Source organism: Microbulbifer aggregans (assembly GCF_001750105.1).
GTDB lineage: Bacteria > Pseudomonadota > Gammaproteobacteria > Pseudomonadales > Cellvibrionaceae > Microbulbifer > Microbulbifer aggregans.
Genome location: NZ_CP014143.1, coordinates 1,174,339 through 1,193,645, shown reverse-complemented (window position 1 = coordinate 1,193,645; position 19,307 = coordinate 1,174,339). Strand labels below are relative to the sequence as shown.

Below are 19,307 nucleotides of genomic sequence, written 5' to 3'. Positions count from 1 at the left end.
AACTCTCTCTACTCAGTCCACAGCGGTGATTGCCGGGTTGTCGGGCCAGTGAAGGGGAATGCCGCTCTCTGTGAGGCTGCGCTGGAAATCCACCACAGCGTGCTCCCGGGCTGCCAGGGTGCCGGGTTTCAGTTCTTGCCGGATGCAGAACGCCGCCAGCAAACCGGCCACCTCACCCACCAGCCATTCAATCGGGTGCACGCGGGTCGCCGCATTGACCAGATGGGTAACGCTCAGGTTCTTGCAGGCGGGCAGCAGGTTGTCGGCATCGGCGGGGATGAAAATTTCCAGCGGCAATTCGAACGGACGCACGCGGGCATTGGAGCCCATGCCCGATTCACAGGTGGGATGGATATCCATGTTGTACAGACCGATGCCGACACTGTGATCGCAGCACGCCGGGTCCCACTTTTTTGCCGGATCCAGTTCGAGTTCGGACTGGGTCAGGGTTTGCAGGCCGACGATGCGGCGGGATTCGCGCACATAGACCTGCTGTGCCAGTCCGTCTTCGGTACCCAAAGCCGTGGTTGCCAGTGACAGCTCCGGGAAGCCCTGCCCTTCCTCACCGATCCAGGATCGCGGTGCCTCGGTCTGCAGCCAGTGGGCGAGGCAGAATGACAGCTCGCGGGCCTCTGCCACTACCTGTGCCTGTGTCGTTGGCCCATCTAATAGTGGTGCCAGGGCATAGTCGTTCTGTGCCCAGTTGATCAGGCTGATATCCGCCCGCCCATCATCCCAGTTGTGGGCGGCGACAACGCGCCGGTAGCGCCACAAGTCCAGGGTCTCTCCGTCTCCGAACAGAGGCAGCTGCACCGAGGAATAACCCTCATGGCCCGGCAGGTGGTCGCTGAACAGCGGATAGCCGTAGTGGGGCACGATGTAGTTTTTCCAGAAGTCATAGGCTTCCGGTTTGGGAATCGCTGTCGACTGCGCCGGGTCGGTTTTCTGCAGGGCGAAGACGAAGGTCACCGGCTGCTGGTCCGCCATGCTGGCCTGCTCGGGTGCCTGGCGTTCGTTGAACGCCGCGCGGGACTCCTTGCCGAGTCGGTAGGGCAAATCCGCCTGTGCCAGCAGCTCGCCGGTGTCGGTGGCATCGAGAAAGTAATGGGCGTGTACGCGCAGCCGCTCACCGCTTTGATGTTCCAGTTCCACCCACGCGATATTGCGACCAGAGCGACCTGTGTCGATCGGTCGGCAATGTTCCTGCAGGCGCAGCAAGCCGCTGGCAATATGCGGCTGCAGCAAGTCGCGCAGGTAGCGCTCGGCGACGGCGGGCTCAAAACACAGTCGGCTGACCCAGCCATCACCCGGGTTGCAGCCTTCGGTCATGGTGCCGTTATCGTGGAACTGCTCATTCGCCAGGTAATACTCTCGAATCGCCTGACGAAAACGGTAGTAGCTGTCGCTGGCCCCGAAGGATTCGATATACGAGTGCTCATCTGGCGGCACTCCCTGGCTGGTGAGCTGGCCGCCAATCCAGTCAAACTCGCTGGCCAGCAGTGTGCGCACGCCGCGCTTACACAGCTGATAGGCTGCCAACACACCGCCGAGGCTGGCACCGATCACTGCTGCTTCGACGTTCACGCTGTTCATGCGTTCACCTCAGCCTCACACGAAGAACCGATTCGCGTGCGCAGGCCGATCTCGAAACTGCGTCGCCAGGGCAGATACAGACTGTCGACCTGTATATCGTCGAAGCCCTGTTCTTGCAGCCACTCGCGCGCCTCTTCCAGATAGAGCGTCTCCAGGGTTGCCAATAAACGATCGGGATCCGCCGCCGCTTCCGGGACCTGGCGGCGCAACCGCTGGCGGAAATCCGCCTGGTAGAGAAAGTCATCCAGCAACCGGATCGCCAGCAGATGGCGATTGTTTTCTGTCGAGCCACCATTCACTGCGACACACAGCTGCGCCACCAGACTGCCGATACTGTTGCTGGCAGTATTCCAGCCCGCATAGGCAGTCAACGAACGCAGCGGTCGGGGTAAAGCCTGTATCAGCTGTGGATCACCGCCGTTGGCATAAGCAAGATCCAGCAGCGCCAGCGGCTTGTCGTTTTTCTTCAGGGAGGAGAGCCAGTCGCTGTCGGCTGCAACCGGGTCCGGTAGTGGTTGCTCCATGGCCCAATCACCCTGCTGAGAGCCACTGGTATGCACCGCAATCACAGCATCGGCAGCCACAGTGTTCGGCACCAGCGCCGCGCCGGCCGCGGCGATCTGGCAGTGAATCGATTCCAGCAGCGTACGATCCTCGTATCGGGCCACCATCGTCTGGATTACATCAGGCTGGTGCGGATGCAGCGCTACCTTGAGCGGGGGAATCACGCCCAGATGCTGCAGCTGGTGGACCAGCAGGGTATAGATCACCTCGTCCGCGCCAGGATAAATCAGCACGCGTTCACCGAGGCCGCGCTTATCCACCATGGCCTGCAGTTTTCTGCGCTCGGCAATATTGAAACCGTACTCGGCAGTATCATCCTGGGGCAGGATAAGCCGATCGATCACCCCCGCCTCGACCAGTTCCAGCACGCGGCAGGTCACGGCAAAGTTACGCGCGCGGGTGGTGAGGTAATCCTGGCGGATCTGCTCCGGGATCATTGCCCGCGCCATCTCCGCCCAGTTCCGGTCTTCGGAATTGCCAAGGCAATCGAAGCGATCACTGTGGTAAGACCAGCGCCAGATCAGCTCGCCATAATCCGCCCAGTAGAGCTTCTCTTCTTCGTTCTCATTATTGTTGGACAGGCGCATGGTCGCGCAAAAAGCGTAAAGCGGCCGGTCCGGGTAGCCGCGTTTCAGCTGTTTGAGAAGTTCCAGTCGTTCGAGCAGGGAAGACTCGCTGTCGTCGATAAAGCGCGATGGCACCAGCCCGCCGTATACGAGCATGTCGATGGAAAAGATAAAACCATCGGCCGCTTCCGCCCGTTCAGAAACCCATGCGGCCAGATGGTCGCGGCTGGCCGGTTCGCGGAAATAGCCGAGTTCCTCCACCGCCGGGCAGGAAAGCTCACAGCCGGCAACCTCAGCGAGAAGCTGCACCTGTTCCCGCGTTACCGGCCGACCATCGACCGGCAGCGCCAGGATTCTTTTTGCTGGCTGGTCAGGCATGACGGTCCTCCTTCGCTGCGTCGCTAACGACAAACGTAGCGATCTGTTTCGGCCTGACAGTTAACGAATGTTTCAGTACGGCACCCGCCAGGTCCGTGCGGACTACCGGCCGGTCGAAGCTGGCATCAATCGATTTTGCAGTCGGGTTCCACAGGCGGATCTCCAGGCCGTGCTCGGTGTGGCGCACGCTGGAAACCTGTAGATCCTTGTTTGCCAGCTGTACCTGAACCAGCTGTACACTGGGATGGCCGCGCAGCGCCGTCACGGGTTTACGGAAACCGGCGGCGCGGTTCAACAATTCCACTGGTGTCGGCGCACGCAAGGTAAAGGCGAATTCAAACTGGTGTTCACGAAGGCACTGCGCTTCGGGCGTTTCCAAGTCAGGACCTGCACCCAGGCCACGGGTTTTCAGGTCACGCCGTGACAGCCAGCCGACGCTGCGGATCAGGGTGATACCGAGCAGGTCTTGCCCCTCGCCCTCGATCACTTCGAACTCCTGCAGCCCCCGGTGCACGAAACCGACCGCCCCCGCACTGATGGCGCTCTGAGTCGGTATGACGGACACCGGCGCTTCCTGCTGGCCCTGGGCCTGCATGGTGACTGCGTATTGTTTTGGTCGCTCAATCCAGTCAAAGGCCGAATCCGCAGCAGTGCTGGCGACTGCCTCCTGCAAGGGAATGTGCAGCCTCAGGCGCTGGTCGCCGGCATGGTTTTCCCACACCAATGCACAGTGGATAAATTCATCGTCTGGCAACAGGCGGAGTGTCAATGTGCCGGTGCTGGTGACTTCCTTCTCGGAAGTATCCTGCCGGTCCGGCGACAGACCGGCTGGCTGCGGCAACCGCAGCTGCAGACGGAGTTCGCCAATCCCTCCGGGGAGCTGTGCACTGGCAACTGTTTCGACCATGGCACGGTAGCGCCGGGAATCCAGCGGTGAGAAGTTATAGGTATCACCGGTATCAATTTCACTGACCAGCGCCAGCATGTCGACATGGCGTCGGCCGCTGCCCTTGTCCTCGATGACCAGTTCGCGATCACCCTCCAAAGAGATACGGTAAAACTCGTTCTGAAGCAGCGGGGATTGGTCTTCAGGGGACTGAACGACCGAGGTGCCGGCAGCGCTCTTTGTATCCTGTTTCTCTGCAATGCACGGCAACATTCCAAGGCCCGGTAGGCTGCCCTTGATCGCAACAGTGTAGCGATAGCCATGCACCATATCCGGGAAGTCATCCAGGGGTGAGTGGAATTCCTGCGCGGGCTGGCTGTCCAGGATGCACGCTTCCTGTGGCTTACCCTGCTTATCCGTGACCTTTAGTGCATCCGCACGATCACCGGCGAGAAACAGTGAGTGAATCGACCAGCTGGAGCTCGGCTTCGGCGAGGGATTAAAGAGCGTGAATTCACTGTCGTCGGCGAATGGGCTGGGCAAGCTCCGCTCACGGGCATCGGCCAGTTGCTGATTGATCATTCCCATACGGGTTTGCGCGAGCTGGCGCAGATGATCCAGGCGCTGGTGCAGCTGCTCAAAACGGGATTCCATTTCCCGATGCACTGAATCGACACTACAGCCACAAATCGAATCGTGGGCATGCTGCTCGATCAATAACTGCCAGGTCTGCTCCAGATAGCGCGCGGGATAACGATCGGCTGGCATTACCGCGAGCAGCGGCTCTATGAGTCCCGTGAGCCTATCTTCCAGTTGCTGATTTTGCTGCTTGAGGTACTGGCGGGTGGAGAGCACATCCGGCAGTACGAATGCGCCGCTGTTTCCGCGCAGTTCACCCTCGATACGATCGCAAGCGCCGGTTTGCTCCTGTAGCTGCGCAATGTAATCCGCCAGCGTTGTCTGCTGCAGTCTGTAGGCGTCCTGCTCGGTATTGAACTGGTCGATGCGTGCCTGCAGTCGCGAATCGCTGAGCAGATGGTCTCCGCCCTGGGTCAGCAATAGCTGCCGTCCCTTACTGCGCCCCTCAATTTTTTCCAGATACGCGGTGAGGTTGCCCTGCCAGTCTTCCGTATTGAACGGATGCTGGTAGTAGCCCTCTGTCAGGAAGACAGTAAAAACTTCACTGCCATCCGGAGATTGCCACAGCAATTCGGAATGTCCCGCATCGATACCGCGCCATGCAACGGCATTGTCGATGCCAAAACCACCTAGCAATTGGGGCATCTGCGAAACATGGCCGAACGTATCCGGGAGGTAGCCCACGGACTGGCAGTGGCCATGCCCATTGGCCCGACGAATGCCCAGCTCCAGGTTGCGAATCAGCGATTCGCCACTGCAGAGAAACTCATCGGCCATGATGTACCAGGGCCCGATGATGATGCGCCGCTCGCTGACATAATGGCGCACACGCTCGGCCAGTGCCGGCTCAGCCTCGCGATAGAAATCCTCGATTGCCGACACCTGGCCATCAAACAGGAACGAGACCAACTGACCACTGTCCAGCTGCTCGACCACCTGCTCCATGACCTGCAGCAGACGCCCAAGGAATGTCTGGTGCGGGTAATACCACTCCCGATCCCAGTGGGTCTGGACTACGACAGCAACGTCTCTCGTCATCCCTTCACCGCACCACGCATGGCGCCCTCAATAAAGTATTTCTGGCTGAAGATAAATACGGCCAGGATCGGCAAGATGGAAAAGACTGCCCCGGCCGCCACCAGCCGCCAGTCCATGGAAAAGGTATTGGCCAGGCGGTTAACACCCAGCGGCAACGTGTAGTAGCCCGGATCGTCGAGAATGATGAGCGGCCACAGGAAATCACCCCAGACGCCGATAAAGCTGAAGACGGCCAGGGTCGCCAGTGACGGCTTCACCAATGGCAACAATACATGCCACCAGATCTGCAGGCGGGAAAGGCCCTCGATCATGGCGGACTCTTCCAGCGCACGGGGAATGCCGAGGAAAGCCTGCCGCATCAGGAACACCCCAAACGCCGTGCAGGCATGGGGCAACACCAATCCCAGGTAAGAGTTCTGTAGCCCCAGGTTAATGGCAATGTTGTAGACCGGGATCATCAGTAACTGGAACGGGATCATCATAGAGCTGAGTAACAGCATGAAGATCAGGTTCTTGCCGCGAAAATCCATGCGCGCCAATGGGTAGGCTGCCAGGGAGGCAAAGATCAGGTTGGCGCCCACTGCCAAACCCGCCACCAGCACGCTGTTTTTCAGGTAGAGGAGAAACGGCTGCGTTTCGATGACACGCCAGAAGTTCTCCAACGTCGGCTGCGCTGGCAGCAGCGATGGCGGGTACTGGAAAATATTCTCGCTGCCGGATTTCAACGCCGTGGACAACAGCCACAGGAACGGCCCCATGGTCAGCATGGCGACTGCCGCGAGCGCCAGGTAGCGCAGGGCGATGGAAAGCCAGGAACTTTTCATCAGCGCTTCCTCAGTACGAACAGGTTGATCATCGACAGACCCAGCGTCAGGAGGAACAGCACCACGCCGGCCGCCGACGCATAGCCCATTTCAAACTCCTCGAAGGCGCTCTGGTAAATGAAATACACCAGGGTCTTGGTGGCATCGAGCGGTCCACCCTGGGTCATGACATAGACTTCCTCGAACACTTTCATCGCGGCGATTGAGGACATGACTGCGACAATGGCAATCGACGGCTTCAGCAACGGTATGGTGATGTGTATCGTCTGCTGCCACTTGGAAATCCCCTCCACTTCCGCCGCCTCATACAGGTGCTTGGGAATGGACTGCAGGCCGGCCAGATAGATCACCATGTAATAGCCGAGCCCGGTCCAGATGGTCACTGCCATCACGGAGAAGAGCGCGTTGGCAGGATCGGTCAGGAACGCCACCGGATTATCGGTAATACCGGTCGAGAGCAGGAAATAGTTCAGGATGCCCTGCTCTTCATAGACCCACTTCCAGATCAGGCCGGTCACCACCAGCGAGGTGATCACCGGCAGGTAGAAGATCGCCCGAAAGACTTTGATTCCGGCCAGTGACTTATTGACCAGCAGCGCGAGGAAAATCGGTGCAATCACCAGGAATGGCACCACAACAATCAGGTAGAGCAGCGTGTTGCCGAGACTGTTCCAGAAAAAGGGATCTTTGATCAGTTTGCGATAGTTGTCCGCACCCACAAACCGGGATTCGGTGATCATGTTGTAATCGGTGAGGCTGGCGGCAATGGCGTGCAGCATCGGATACAGCACGAAGCCACCAATAATGGCGCAAGCCGGGATAAGAAACAGATACGGGGTCAGCCCCGGACTCTTTTGCATCACACCACTCCGGTATTTGCGTGGGTGTGGGCGAGCGCGGCGGCACCGTAAATGCCGGCATCGTTGCCAAGCCCCGCTGGCTCCAGCAACAGCGGCAAGCCTGCGGCAGCCTGCTTTTGCTCCAGCAGATGCCACCAGTCTTCCCGCGCGGCGACCAGACCACCGCCGATCAGTACCCGATCCGGGTTCAGTGACCAGTAGATATTTTCCAATGCGAGAAGGAGGAAATCACAGAAACGCTCGCAGGCCGCACGGCCGGGCGCCTCACCGCGGCGCAGTGCAGACAGCACATCGCGACCGTTGTCGAAGCTGTTCGCACCGGCGAGGTGGTTGGCGATATTTGCCAGGCCAGTGCCGGAAACCAGGTCTTCCAGTGCGAGCGTCTTGCCGCTCTGCCAGGGGCTGGGCAGGCGCGTGCGGCCGAAATGGCCCGCCACCTGAGAAGCACCCGACAGTATTTCCCCATCGATGGCGATGGCACCGCCGAGGCCAGTGCCCAGCGCCAACATGACCGTGGTGCCCTCGCGATACACGGGTGATCGGCACAGTTCCCCAAGCAGCGCAGCCTTTACGTCATTCTCCACCGCGACGGGCAGTCCAAGCTCCTGCTCCAGCAATTCGGCGACCCGGGTGCCCTTCCAGCCGGGGATGGCTGCAGTCGCATCGACGACCAAACCCTGCTGTGGATCAATCACGCCGGCACAGGACACGCCTACTGCGACCGGCGCCCAACCATTGGTGGATGCCTGCTCCCGGCAATCCGCAATGGCAGCGCGCAGCGCCGCCATCACGCCGTCGCGACCCGCGCTGAGATCCGTTGGTCGGTCACTAACAAAATGCGCCTCACCAGCCATAAAGGCCGCGGTGCGAATCTTGGTGCCGCCCAGGTCAGCGGCGAGCACGCACTCATTCATCGGAACCTCCCAGAAAAAGTGCCCAGGTCTGCGCGGTTTCATCAAGCGCTTCATCCACGCTCAATCTCCCCAGCATGGCGGACTGCAGGTTGTAGACAAAACTGGTTTTCAGCTTGCTGTAGTTGGGCAGCGGCGGCACCAGCACGCCACCCTCAAGAATCTGCTGCGCCGACAGCAGGCGGGCGCGATCGACGATGCCGGGCTCTGGGCCAAGTTCGCTGAAGAACGGATCGCGATAGCTCTCGGCGGTGGATGGCATCAGCGGCACGCGGTGAGCCAGTGCCATCTGGTTTTCGTGATTAGTGACGAAGGTGGCAAAACGGAATGCGGCTTCCTTGTTTTTGGATAGTGCTGGCACAGCCAGATTCATCACCGCCACGTTGAAGGGTGCATCCTTAACCTTAAGCTGCGGCGCAATGCCGATTTTTTTAAAAAGGTCGGGGGAGTTGATGCGGATATTGTTCAGGAACTGCATGCCGGTGGTGATCATGGCCACCTCGCCCGACTGGAACAGGTCGACGGCCTTACGATGCCCTTCGGTCAGCACATTGCGCGGGATCAGGCCCTGCTGATAGAGATCGCGGTAGTAACGGAAAAACGCCTGGCCGGCCTCATTATCAAACCCAACCGCACCCCGACCTTCATCCACCAGCTGTGCCCCCATGGCCACCAGGCTTTCCATCGGATGACTGCCGTCCATCGCCGGGAAGTAAGCGTACTTGTCCAGCGTGTTGCGAATGCGTTTGGCGGTATCCAGCAGTTCGATGTGGTCTGACGGCACCCTGGCGCCGGCCTGTTCCAGCAGCTCGCGATTGAAAATGGTCACGGTGGTGGAGAGGTACCAGGGGATGGCAAAGCTCTGTCCGCGGTATTTATTCGCCTGCCAGATATTCGGCAGATAGGCGCTGATCTCTTCCGGGCTCAGGAAGCGCTCCGGATCTGCCAGTGCTCCGTACTGGGCCAGCTTGGCGGCAAACTGCGGGTTGAGGTTGACCAGGTCGGGGGCGGTGCGCGCGGCCACGGAGGCGAGCACCTTCTTTTCCATTTCCTTCCACGGCACGTCCACCCACTTCACGCGCACGTCCGGGTTCTGTCGCTCGAATTCGGCGATCAGCCCGTTCACGTATTCATCGTGAAAGGGGGAGAGCTGCATGGTCCAGAACTGGATCTGGGTGGCGGCACTGACACAGGCACTGAACAGTGCTGCGATGCCGACCGCGATCAGCCTGGTGACTGGGCCGAGGATCAATTGCATTATTGGTCTTATCCCTTCTTATCACCCCGACTGTAAACCAATCCGAATTTGAAAATCAAACCAATTGGTATAGTATTTTCGTCACTATCGGCCAATTAGCATGCCAATATCCCGGCATTCAGGACTTTCAGATGGGGATGACCCGCAAACAACAGCAGCTGCATCGCCAGCTGCTGGACATCATCGACCAGCAGGCCCCGGGCACCCGCCTGCCGGGTGAGCGCGAGCTCAGTGAGCAACTGGGCGTATCCCGCGACACCCTGCGCAGGGCATTGAAGCACCTGGAAACACTGCACAGGGTGGAAATCCGCCAGGGCGCGGGGATCTTCGTCAAGGCACAGCCGCTCGCCAGCCAACTCAAGCTGATGTCCTTCAGTGAGGAGATGCAGCAGCTGGGCCTCACCCCCTCCAACCGGCTGCTGTTCAATGATGTGGTTCAGGCGGACGTGAAGCTCGCCAGCAAGATGAACGTCGCTCCCGGCGCGGAGCTGTTCCTGGTACGCCGGCTGCGCCTGGCTGACGGGGAGCCGGTGGCCATCGAGCGGGTCTACCTGCCAAAAGCCACGTTCCCGGAGCTGGCCATCCAGCAACTCAGCAGTGGTTCCCTCTACAGCCTGCTTCACGACCAGTACGAGATGGTGGTGGATCAGGCCAGCCAGGAGATTAGTGCCACGGTTGTCGATGAAGAGGAGGCGGACTTACTGCAGATTCCCGCTTTCAGCCCGGCGTTACTGGCGGAGCGCACCGTGTACGATGAGGAAGGTCGTATTATCGAGCTGGCCAAAAGTCTGTACCGCGCAGACCGCTACCGCTTCAACGTGCTGGTGCAGCGCAACGGCACCCGCCTGGCCACGGTTTACGAATCATGACAGCACGCACGGAAGCTCTGGACGCACTGGATAGAAGGGTGCAAAACGGCCTGATCGTCTCCTGCCAGCCGGTGGACAACGGTCCCATGGATAACGACGAAACCGTGATGCGGCTGGCTAGCGCGGCCATCGCTGGAGGAGCCGATGGTCTGCGTATCGAAGGCGCCCCCCGCGTGGCCCGGGTGCGGGAGGCACTGCCACAGGCGCTGATTATCGGCATCGTGAAGCGGGATTTGCCGGACAGCCCGGTGCGCATCACCCCTTTTCTCTCTGATGTCGAAGCGCTGGCTCTGGCCGGGGCAGACATCATCGCCGTGGATGCTACCGCCCGCCCAAGGCCTGCACCTCTCAACGCACTAGTCGATGCGATTCATGGTCACGGCAGGGTCGCGATGGCGGACTGCAGTTGCATGGCCGATGCGGCGAACGCTTACCGCCTCGGTGCCGACATTGTCGGTTCGACGCTGTCCGGCTATACCGGCGGCCCTGTGCCAGCCGAGCCGGATTTCGAACTCCTCCAGCTGCTGGCACAGAGCTATCCGCGGGTCATGGCCGAGGGTCGTTTCAACACCCCGCAAGACTGCGCTAAAGCGCGACAACTGGGCGCCTGGGCTGTCACCGTCGGCACGGCGATCACTCGTACCGAGGTGGTAACTCAGTGGTTTGCCGAAGCCACTTCAGCTCCCCTCCTGCAGAAAGCACAAGCGGTAGCGAGTGAACACTCCTAGCAGTTGTCGCGCAGCGTTACCCTCGACCTGATCAGGCGCAGTGGATCCGGTAACCGGTTTCGAAAACCTCGTCGGGCTGCAATGTGATAAATCCGGGCTTGTCCGCTAGATCGGCAGGTGCGGAAGGTGAATCGTCTGTGCTCAACCACGGCTCGATACAGACGTAGGGTGCGTTCGGTTTTGCCCACACACCAAGATGGGCCGCGCCGCCAGTATCGAATTCCAGCAGCCGTTCACCTCTTGCGAACAGACCGACTTTGCGCGAACGGATATCTTTTAAGATCAGCGCATCCCTGGCGAAGGTCTCCCGCCCAAGGCTCAGGCGCCGCCCCACTATGGGCGAAGGCCCAGCATTCTCACTCAACAGATCACCCTCCAGGCAGTAGCACCCGCCCTGCTCCTCGCACTCGAATTCCAGGTAACTGTCCGAGGCCTCCATGGTTTCGCCCGGCAGGGCGAAGGCGGGATGGGAGCCGAGGGAAAATGGCATCCCCCCTTCACCGCGATTCTCTACCCCATAGCGCACCGACAGGCCGCTCTCCTCCAGCCTGAAAGTGACCTGCAGCAAAAACTCAAATGGGTATTGGGCCCGGGTCAGTTCATCGGCCTGCAACACCAGCGTCAAAGAATGCTCATCGGCACTGACAAGTGAAAAATCCCGCGTTTTGGCAAAGCCGTGTTTGCGCATGGCATACCAGTGGCCATCGTGATGGTAGCCGCCGCCCTTCAGGCGACCCACCACAGGAAACAAAATCGGCGCCGTGCCGGCCCAGACATCCGGATCACCCCGCCACATCAGTTCCCGCTGGCGAACATGATCCACCAAGCTGAACAACTCTGCCCCTTTTTCGCGCACTGCGACAGTGAGGCGGTCATTTTTCAAAATCAGACTTGCCATCACTCACCTACCCTTTTTTCTATAAACTTTGATCCATCGGCACTCCTCACCAGTGGCAAACCAAACAAAACAATCAGGAGGCGCCGGGTCGAGGCATTCAATTGACCTGCCATGATTTCAGACAACACCTCTTTTTGCGACTCTTGCCGGACATACCGATGACAGGTACGGTCAAAATAAAAATGCCACAGTCGTGATCAGGCTGAAGGAAGCCAACCATGAAAGACGTCTGCATTGCTGCCATACAGATGGTGAGCAGCGAATCGGTCAGCGATAACCTGACAAGTGCTCACTCACTGCTGTGTGACGCTGTCAGTCGCGGAGTAAAAATTGCCCTGTTGCCGGAAAACTTTGCCCACATGTCAGATCGAGGTAGTTTTTCGGTCGCCGAGACCTTTGCCGGCGAGGGCGAAGCCTGTCCTGAACGTCAGCCTATTCAAAGCGCGCTGCAGCACTGGACCGCGGAGCTGGGCATCTGGATCGTAGCGGGTTCAGTGCCACTATCGCAGCGGCCGGATGGCTCGGCGACTGAGGGCCGGCGCAGTCGCTCGGCCTGCCTGGTTTATGACGCTCAGGGCAAACTCCGCGCCCGGTACGACAAGATTCACCTGTTCGATGTGGAGGTAGAAGACGCGGCGGGCAGTTACCGTGAGTCTGCGAGTATCGAGCCCGGGGAGGAAACCCTGGTCACTCCAACACCCTGGGGGCAGTTGGGGCTGAGTGTCTGTTTCGACCTGCGCTTTCCCGAGCTCTACCGCAATCTGGCTGTAGCCGGTGCAGAAGTTCTCGTGGTGCCGTCAGCGTTTACCCATACCACCGGGCAGGCGCACTGGTTGACGCTGTTACGTGCACGTGCAATCGAGAATGGTTGCTTCGTGATCGGCGCCAACCAGGGCGGTGTGCATTCACCCAAAAGGCGCACCTGGGGGCACTCAGTGATCATCGATCCCTGGGGAGAGGTGCTCGCCGAAGCCGGGGAAGGCGAAGCGGTAATCACAGCAAACCTGCAAGTGGTAAAACTGGAAAAGGTGAGAAGGCAGATGCCATTGCTGTCGATGCGCCGACTGTAGGCAGAGAGCTATCACTTAAAGTAGCAACAGAAATCCGGCAGAAAGCCAGGTTAACGACTCATCGCCTGCGAATTGATGGTTTCGCTCACCGCATCCACTTGCAACTCCATACTCTTCTGGCTGGGGGGAAATTCTTTGAAAGACTGGACAAACTCAGCGATCTTCGGACCTGCCTGCCCGAGTATCCAGCTACGGTTTTCAGCCCATTCATCGTAACCTCGGGATTCGGTAAAACGCTCAAAGGGGTCGAGTTTCAGATTGATGATGTATGGGGTAGTGAGGGCATTTTGCGGGGCACGGAACCAGTGGTCCTGCCGGATAAATAGTAATTTCCAGTCGCCATAGCGCATACCGTGGAAAGTCGCTTCGGTAAAATAGTAAAATTCCTTACGTTTTGACTTGCCCAGGTTGAGTAACAGATCACTCTGATCGTAACCATCCAAGTGCACCTTGTAGCTCTGCCCGCCGATTTTTTTACCGGTCAGCAGTTCCTTCTTAATGTCTTTGTCACCCAGCCAGGACATGAATGTCGGCACCCAATCCTCCATGGTCATGAATTCCCCGGTATAGGCCCCCTCGGGAATATGCCCAGGCCACTTCACCAGCATGGGGACCCGGAATCCGCCCTCCCAGCCGCCAACACCCTTTTCACCATGGAACGGATGGTTGCCGCCATCTGGCCAAGAATTGGAGGCTGCACCATTATCGGTTGAAAACATGACGATGGTATTGTCGGCAACACCAAGCTCGTCGAGGAGGTCCAGTAGCTCGCCAACGTCATCATCCAGCTCCATCATTCCGTCTGCATAGATCCCATAACCACTTTTACCGGCATATTCCTCATTCAGGTTAGTGCGATAGTGCATGCGTGTGGTGTTGTGCCAGACGAAGAAGGGTTTGCCAGATTTAACCGCGTCACTGATAAAACGCTTGGACTGTTCGAGCACTTCCTGATCAAGGTTACGCTGCCGCTCCCGCCCCCAAGGTCCGAGATCTTCAATCTTCTGCGACCCATCTGGCATTGCCCGGGAGTGAATGACACCGCGCATTTTCAGTTTTAGCTTTTCCTGTATGGCTTCATCTTTGGGGAAGTCATACTGCTCCGGATATTCGCCCGCATTCAGGTGATAGAGAATCCCGAAGAACTCGTCAAAACCGTGATTGGTTGGTAAATGTTCATCCCGGTCACCAAGATGATTTTTGCCAAACTGGCCGGTGACATAACCCTTGGCTTTGAGCATCTCCGCGAGGGTAGGATCTTTCTTCATGATTCCCTCTTTCGCGCCCGGCAGGCCAACGGTGCTCAAGCCGGTGCGGATGGGATACTGGCCGGTGATAAATGCGGCCCGCCCCGCGGTGCATGATGCCTGGGCATAGTGATCCATAAACATCATGCCGTCTTTGGCAATACGATCGATATTTGGGGTACTCCCTCCCATCATGCCTCGGTGATAGGCGCTAATGTTCCACATGCCGACATCGTCACCCCAGATCACCAGTATGTTGGGCTTGCCGCCTGATTGGCGATTGGCCGGCTTTTTGTCTTGGGCGGAATTGCTATTCTGCTCCGCCGACTCTCTCTTGCTTGAGGCAATGATCTGCTCGGTTTCGGCTTCCCGGTGCTCAGTGACTGCAGAGCTCACTGTTTTCTGTGCCGAATCGCCCGTGGCCGTCGAATCCGTATCCTGTTTCTCTGAGCAGGCGAACAGAAGCAGAGCGGCCATCAAGGCGAAGCAGGTACTTTTCACGACAGCTATTCCTTTGCATTACCAGATTACGGAGAAACGTACGCCCGCTCGCTACCAGGGCAGGCTAATCGAAGCGCACTTCTCCGCTAACTCTAGCCCACAGAAGCACTGGAGCACTGAGCCTCCGGACCTCCGGCGTGATATTCAGCTCCTGCCGAAGGAAGTGGAAAGTGGGTGATTAGTCAGGAAAGGCGCCGGCAGCAGGTAAAGAGATAACAACCGGCGAAGGTCGCGGGTGTAGAAGAGGAGTAGTGAAACAAAAAAGGCCACCCGCTTGGGTGGCCTTCTTCTTATCGAGTGATTTTTATGATTTTTCGACAACCTGCTCGATGCGACCGAAGATCGACTTGCCCTCGTCATCGTACATCTCGATGGCGATACGATCACCGAAGTCCATAAAGGAGGTGCTCGGCTTGCCGTTCTGGATGGTTTCGATCATGCGGATCTCGGCGATACAGCTGTAGCCGACACCGCCGTCATCCACTGGCTTGCCTGGGCCACCATCCAATTTGTTGGACACCGTGCCGGAGCCGATGATAGTGCCCGCTCCCAGGGGACGGGTCTTGGCCGCGTGGGCCACCAGCTGGCCGAAGTGGAAAGTCATGTCCACGCCGGCGTTCGGCTTGCCAAAGGTCTTGCCGTTCAACTCGGAGGTCAGTGGCAGGTGCAGCTTGCCTTCCTTCCAGCTATCACCCAGCTGTTCCGGTGTGACACAGACCGGCGAGAACGCGCTGGACGGCTTGGACTGATAGAAGCCGAAGCCTTTGGCCAGCTCACCGGGGATCAGGCCACGCAGGGACACATCGTTCACCAGCATGATCAGCTTGATGTGCTTGAGGGCTTCCTCCGGGGACACCCCCATGGGCACGTCGTCGGTGATGACGGCAATTTCGGCCTCGAAGTCGATACCGAAACCTTCGCTCTGCGGCATTTTTACCGGCTCACGCGGCGCCAGGAAAGTATCGGAGCCACCCTGGTACATCAGCGGGTCGGTCCAGAAAGTTTCCGGCATTTCGGCGTTGCGTGCTTTGCGCACCAGCTCCACGTGATTCACATAAGCACTGCCATCTGCCCAGTGGTAGGCACGGGGCAGCGGGCTGTGACAATTGGCCTGGTCGAAGGCTTCGCCTTCGATTTCGCCTCTCTGCAACTTTGCATGCAGGGCTTCCAGCTTGCTGGAAACTTCGGCCCAGTTATCCAGTGCATTCTGCAGGGTCGGGGCAATGTCGGCTGCGGACGCCATTCGGGTGAGGTCGTCGCTGACCACCACCAGTTGGCCGTCGCGGCCGGATTTAAGGCTGGCTAACTTCACTGTGCCTTCCTCTCGCTTTCAATCTTTGGGTTTAGGGGTCTAGAGCTTTGAACTCTTCTTCACCGTGCATCCAGGCAGCATGACGCGGTGCCTTCTTGGTGCGGGACCACTCTTCCAGCATGTCTTCCGCCACCCGCTTCAACTCCTTGTGCATACCGGGCTCGGCGGTATTGGCCGCCAGCTCGATACGATGCCCGTTGGGGTCGAAGAAGTAGATGGACTTGAAGATCGTGTGGTTGGTGGGACCGAGCACATCAATACCCGCGTCCTCGAGCTTCTGCTTCATGGCCATCAGCTCATCCATGCTCTCGACTTCGAGGGCAATATGCTGCACCCACTGCGGCGTGTTCTCATCGCGGCCCATGTCCGGGGAGTTGGGCAGCTCGAAAAAGGCCAGCACATTGCCCTGCCCCGCATCGAGAAACACGTGCATGTACGGATCCGGCGCCCCGGTGGAGGGCACCTTGTCTTCGGCAATAGCCAGCTGGAAATCCATGCCGAGGAGATCGCGGTAAAACTCCACGGTCTCCTTGGCATCGCGGCAGCGGTAGGCCACGTGATGAATGCGCTTGATGCCCATATCAGGCCTCCGGCTTCTCTTCTTTGCCTTTGTCACCGATCACGCCACGCTTCAGCTGGTCGCGCTCGATGGACTCGAACAGCGCCTTGAAGTTGCCCTCGCCGAAGCCTTCATCTTCTTTGCGCTGGATGAACTCGAAGAACACCGGGCCGAGCATGTTGGCGGAGAAAATCTGCAGCAGCAGGCGCGGCTGGCCGCCCTCGGTGTTGCCGTCCAGGAGGATGCCGCGGGACTTCAGCTCACCGGTGGGCTCACCGTGGCCCGGCAGACGCTCTTCCAGCATTTCGTAGTAGGTTTCCGGCGGAGCGGTCATGAACTCCATACCGCGCTCTTTCAGACGATCCCAGCACTTGAGCAGGTCGTCACAGGCAAAGGCGATATGCTGGATACCCTCGCCGTTGTACTTCATCAGGAATTCTTCGATCTGGCCGCCGCCACCGGCTGCCTCTTCGTTCAGCGGGATGCGGATCTTGCCATCCGGCGCAGTCATGGCCTTGGACAGCAGGCCGGTGTACTCGCCCTTGATGTCGAAATAGCGAATCTCGCGGAAGTTGAACAGGTCTTCGTAGTACTTGGCCCAGTAGTCCATGCGGCCGCGATAAACGTTGTGGGTCAGGTGGTCCAGGGTGTGGAAGCCGCAGCCTTCGGGGTGGCGGTCAACGCCCTCGATCCACTCGAAGTCGATGTCGTAGATGGAGCTACCGTCTTCGTAACGGTCGATCAGGTACAGGGTGGCACCGCCGATACCCTTGATGGCCGGCAGGCGCAGTTCCATCGGGCCGGTGTGCACATCTACCGGCTGCGCGCCCTTCTTCAGCGCCTCTTCGTAGGCGAACTTGGCATCTTTTACGCGGAAGGCCAGGCCACAGGCAGAGGGGCCATGCTCCTGCGCGTAGTAGTCGGCGTGGCTCTTGGGCTCGTAGTTGGTGATGAAGTTGATATCACCCTGACGCCACAGCTCAACATCCTTGGAGCGGTGACGGGCCACCTTGGTGAAGCCCATGGCGTCGAAGACATGTTCCAGGATGCCCTTCTCCGGTGCGGTGAACTCTACGAATTCAAAGCCGTTGAGGCCCATCGGGTTCTCAAACAAATCGGCCATGTGATCCTCCGTTGTATTTCTTTCTATAGACCGCCTGCTTGGGGCAGCCAGTTAGTTTCAGGTGCAACGAACTTAGTTACACGTGCAACTAATGTCAACCGGTGCAGCGGACGATCTTGCACCATCCAGTCACATTTGATGACGGCCAGTGCCCAGTTTGCGGGCTTTCAGGCATTGGACAATGCTTAAGTAATCAGTCCCTCAATTCGGGATATCGACCAGTGAAGCGAAGACCTACGGTTCACAGCAGCGGTGACCCGGAGGCACTGTTCCGGGCGACGGTGACGCCGCTGGCCTCCATCTTCGGCAGCGGTTTCCTGGTTATAGTGCCGATTCTGGCCGGTGCGGTAGGCCCATATGCCCCGATTGCGATGGCGATTGTCTGCGCCGTGGCTTTCTGTGTTGGAGCGGTCATCCGCTTTAATATCCGCACGGCGGAACCAGCGCTAGCCGGGAAGCCAAAGGAATCGACCCTGGCGTTTGAACGCTGTTCCGACCTGGCGCTGGTCATGGCTTACGTGATCTCTGTCTGCCTCTACCTGCACATCCTCTCCGCCTTCGTGCTTGGCAGCGTCCATCTGGACACCGACTTTAACGAAAGCCTGCTGACGACAGCGGTCATTGTGGTGATTATGGCCATAGGCCTCACCAGGGGGCTCGGTGCACTATCGATGCTGGAGGGCTGGGCGCTCGGCGTCACGCTGGTCATTATCGTAATGCTGATCGTGGGCTTCGGCTTGTACGACCTGCAGGCGTGGCAATCTTCCCGGGGCATTACCCTGTTCAAGGCCGCCGAACATACACCATGGGAGGTAGCGACGATTGTCGCCGGGACCCTGATCGTGGTGCAGGGCTTCGAAACAACCCGTTATCTCGGCGACGAGTTCACTGCCAAAGCGCGTGTACAGGCGTCGCGTCTGTCTCAATGGCTCTCTACCGCTGTATACCTGGTCTTCGTGACAGCCGCGCTGCCATTGATCCACACCCTCAACGGCCACTTCAATGACAACAGCCTGATTCATCTGGCCGCAGCGGCTTCAGGGCTCCTGGTAGCACCGCTGGTCATCGCCGCCGCGCTGAGCCAGTTCTCCGCCGCAGTCGCCGATACCCTCGCCGCTACCGGCAATCTCGAGGAAGTGACCCATCACCAGTTAAAGCTCCGCTTTGGTACCGTGCTGGTGGGTGGAGGCGCGATCGCACTGGCCTGGATGGCCAATACCCTGGAGATCGTCGCACTCGCGTCCCGAGCCTTTGCTTTCTATTACCTGCTGCAATGCCTGGTCGCCATTAGTGTCAGCCACTCGAGGGGACAGCAGCTCTTCTTCAGTCTCGTGGCGGCCGTACTCGCCTTTATTACTGTTTTCGCAATCCCGGCCAGCTAATCGCCCGCTCCCCCGTTGCTGCCCCTGCCCGTCGCATGGCCCAAAGAGACCAGCGCCGTTCCCCGCCAGCCGATAGAATCCACTGGATAATAAATATCCGC

Annotated in this window: 16 protein-coding genes; 4 read left to right on the top strand and 12 right to left on the bottom strand. The window is 58.8% G+C overall.

Annotated features, from left to right (window positions below):
- Nucleotides 1–12 precede the first annotated feature (12 nt).
- Genes AUP74_RS05155 through AUP74_RS05125 form a run of 7 tightly spaced genes read right to left on the bottom strand, consistent with a single transcriptional unit; the run spans nt 13 to nt 9,517 of the window.
- Nucleotides 13–1,593, bottom strand: a complete 1,581-nt coding sequence (locus AUP74_RS05155) for an FAD-dependent oxidoreductase (protein ID WP_083260830.1) — start codon at nt 1,591–1,593, stop codon at nt 13–15.
- Entirely contained in the window at nt 1,590–3,101 is a 1,512-nt protein-coding gene (locus AUP74_RS05150; RefSeq protein ID WP_069946638.1) for a DUF4127 family protein, read from the bottom strand. The genes AUP74_RS05155 and AUP74_RS05150 overlap by 4 nt, the downstream gene beginning before the upstream one ends.
- Nucleotides 3,094–5,664 carry a glycoside hydrolase family 38 N-terminal domain-containing protein gene (locus tag AUP74_RS05145; RefSeq protein ID WP_083260829.1) on the bottom strand — a complete coding sequence of 857 codons (2,571 nt, stop codon included), beginning with the start codon at nt 5,662–5,664 and terminating at the stop codon, nt 3,094–3,096. The genes AUP74_RS05150 and AUP74_RS05145 overlap by 8 nt, the downstream gene beginning before the upstream one ends.
- Entirely contained in the window at nt 5,661–6,488 is an 828-nt protein-coding gene (locus AUP74_RS05140) for a carbohydrate ABC transporter permease (RefSeq protein WP_069946636.1), read from the bottom strand. The genes AUP74_RS05145 and AUP74_RS05140 overlap by 4 nt, the downstream gene beginning before the upstream one ends.
- Entirely contained in the window at nt 6,488–7,348 is an 861-nt protein-coding gene (locus AUP74_RS05135) for a carbohydrate ABC transporter permease (protein WP_069946635.1), read from the bottom strand. Before AUP74_RS05135 ends, AUP74_RS05140 begins: the two co-directional genes overlap by 1 nt.
- The gene (locus AUP74_RS05130) at nt 7,348–8,262 is read right to left on the bottom strand and encodes an ROK family protein (protein ID WP_069946634.1); all 915 of its coding nucleotides are present in this window, start codon (nt 8,260–8,262) and stop codon (nt 7,348–7,350) included. The genes AUP74_RS05135 and AUP74_RS05130 overlap by 1 nt, the downstream gene beginning before the upstream one ends.
- Entirely contained in the window at nt 8,255–9,517 is a 1,263-nt protein-coding gene (locus AUP74_RS05125) for an ABC transporter substrate-binding protein (RefSeq protein WP_069946633.1), read from the bottom strand. Before AUP74_RS05125 ends, AUP74_RS05130 begins: the two co-directional genes overlap by 8 nt.
- Nucleotides 9,518–9,654: 137 nt before the next feature.
- Between AUP74_RS05125 and AUP74_RS05120 the strand changes: the two genes are divergently transcribed.
- The gene (locus AUP74_RS05120) at nt 9,655–10,386 is read left to right on the top strand and encodes a GntR family transcriptional regulator (protein WP_158514543.1); all 732 of its coding nucleotides are present in this window, start codon (nt 9,655–9,657) and stop codon (nt 10,384–10,386) included.
- On the top strand, nt 10,383–11,114 hold the full coding sequence (locus tag AUP74_RS05115; protein WP_069946631.1) for an N-acetylmannosamine-6-phosphate 2-epimerase: 732 nt from the start codon (nt 10,383–10,385) through the stop codon (nt 11,112–11,114). Before AUP74_RS05120 ends, AUP74_RS05115 begins: the two co-directional genes overlap by 4 nt.
- Before the next feature lie 31 nt (nt 11,115–11,145).
- Here AUP74_RS05115 and AUP74_RS05110 read toward each other — a convergent pair whose 3' ends face one another.
- Entirely contained in the window at nt 11,146–12,012 is an 867-nt protein-coding gene (locus tag AUP74_RS05110; protein ID WP_069946630.1) for an aldose 1-epimerase family protein, read from the bottom strand.
- A gap of 218 nt (nt 12,013–12,230) precedes the next feature.
- On the opposite strand from AUP74_RS05110, the gene AUP74_RS05105 reads away from it, so the two are divergent.
- The gene (locus AUP74_RS05105) at nt 12,231–13,082 is read left to right on the top strand and encodes a carbon-nitrogen hydrolase family protein (RefSeq protein ID WP_069946629.1); all 852 of its coding nucleotides are present in this window, start codon (nt 12,231–12,233) and stop codon (nt 13,080–13,082) included.
- A gap of 50 nt (nt 13,083–13,132) precedes the next feature.
- Here AUP74_RS05105 and AUP74_RS05100 read toward each other — a convergent pair whose 3' ends face one another.
- The 4 genes from AUP74_RS05100 to hppD all read right to left on the bottom strand — a co-directional run bounded on the left by AUP74_RS05100 (nt 13,133) and on the right by hppD (nt 17,824).
- Nucleotides 13,133–14,830 (bottom strand): arylsulfatase, encoded by a 1,698-nt coding sequence (locus AUP74_RS05100; protein WP_226999899.1) that lies wholly within the window; start codon nt 14,828–14,830, stop codon nt 13,133–13,135.
- A 304-nt stretch (nt 14,831–15,134) separates the two neighbouring features.
- Entirely contained in the window at nt 15,135–16,142 is a 1,008-nt protein-coding gene (locus tag AUP74_RS05095; RefSeq protein WP_069946628.1) for a fumarylacetoacetate hydrolase family protein, read from the bottom strand.
- Between the two features lie 31 nt (nt 16,143–16,173).
- Complete coding sequence (locus AUP74_RS05090; RefSeq protein ID WP_069946627.1) at nt 16,174–16,722, bottom strand: VOC family protein; 549 nt, start codon at nt 16,720–16,722, stop codon at nt 16,174–16,176.
- A 1-nt stretch (nt 16,723) separates the two neighbouring features.
- Nucleotides 16,724–17,824 (bottom strand): 4-hydroxyphenylpyruvate dioxygenase, encoded by a 1,101-nt coding sequence (hppD, locus tag AUP74_RS05085; protein WP_069946626.1) that lies wholly within the window; start codon nt 17,822–17,824, stop codon nt 16,724–16,726.
- Nucleotides 17,825–18,045: 221 nt separating this feature from the next.
- Here hppD and AUP74_RS05080 point away from each other — a divergent pair, with 221 nt between their 5' ends.
- Nucleotides 18,046–19,206, top strand: a complete 1,161-nt coding sequence (locus AUP74_RS05080) for a hypothetical protein (RefSeq protein WP_145924321.1) — start codon at nt 18,046–18,048, stop codon at nt 19,204–19,206.
- The last annotated feature ends 101 nt before the right edge of the window (nt 19,207–19,307 follow it).

Excerpts from the sequence above, each read along its gene's own strand:
- AUP74_RS05090 (WP_069946627.1), bottom strand. The coding sequence starts at position 16,722 with ATGGGCATCAAGCGCATTCATCACGTGGCCTACCGCTGCCGCGATGCC.
- AUP74_RS05135 (WP_069946635.1), bottom strand. The coding sequence starts at position 7,348 with ATGCAAAAGAGTCCGGGGCTGACCCCGTATCTGTTTCTTATCCCGGCT.
- hppD (WP_069946626.1), bottom strand. The coding sequence starts at position 17,824 with ATGGCCGATTTGTTTGAGAACCCGATGGGCCTCAACGGCTTTGAATTC.
- AUP74_RS05105 (WP_069946629.1), top strand. The coding sequence starts at position 12,231 with ATGAAAGACGTCTGCATTGCTGCCATACAGATGGTGAGCAGCGAATCG.
- AUP74_RS05145 (WP_083260829.1), bottom strand. The coding sequence starts at position 5,664 with ATGACGAGAGACGTTGCTGTCGTAGTCCAGACCCACTGGGATCGGGAG.
- AUP74_RS05110 (WP_069946630.1), bottom strand. The coding sequence starts at position 12,012 with ATGGCAAGTCTGATTTTGAAAAATGACCGCCTCACTGTCGCAGTGCGC.
- AUP74_RS05150 (WP_069946638.1), bottom strand. The coding sequence starts at position 3,101 with ATGCCTGACCAGCCAGCAAAAAGAATCCTGGCGCTGCCGGTCGATGGT.
- AUP74_RS05125 (WP_069946633.1), bottom strand. The coding sequence starts at position 9,517 with ATGCAATTGATCCTCGGCCCAGTCACCAGGCTGATCGCGGTCGGCATC.
- AUP74_RS05115 (WP_069946631.1), top strand. The coding sequence starts at position 10,383 with ATGACAGCACGCACGGAAGCTCTGGACGCACTGGATAGAAGGGTGCAA.
- AUP74_RS05120 (WP_158514543.1), top strand. The coding sequence starts at position 9,655 with ATGACCCGCAAACAACAGCAGCTGCATCGCCAGCTGCTGGACATCATC.
- AUP74_RS05130 (WP_069946634.1), bottom strand. The coding sequence starts at position 8,262 with ATGAATGAGTGCGTGCTCGCCGCTGACCTGGGCGGCACCAAGATTCGC.
- AUP74_RS05155 (WP_083260830.1), bottom strand. The coding sequence starts at position 1,593 with ATGAACAGCGTGAACGTCGAAGCAGCAGTGATCGGTGCCAGCCTCGGC.
- AUP74_RS05140 (WP_069946636.1), bottom strand. The coding sequence starts at position 6,488 with ATGAAAAGTTCCTGGCTTTCCATCGCCCTGCGCTACCTGGCGCTCGCG.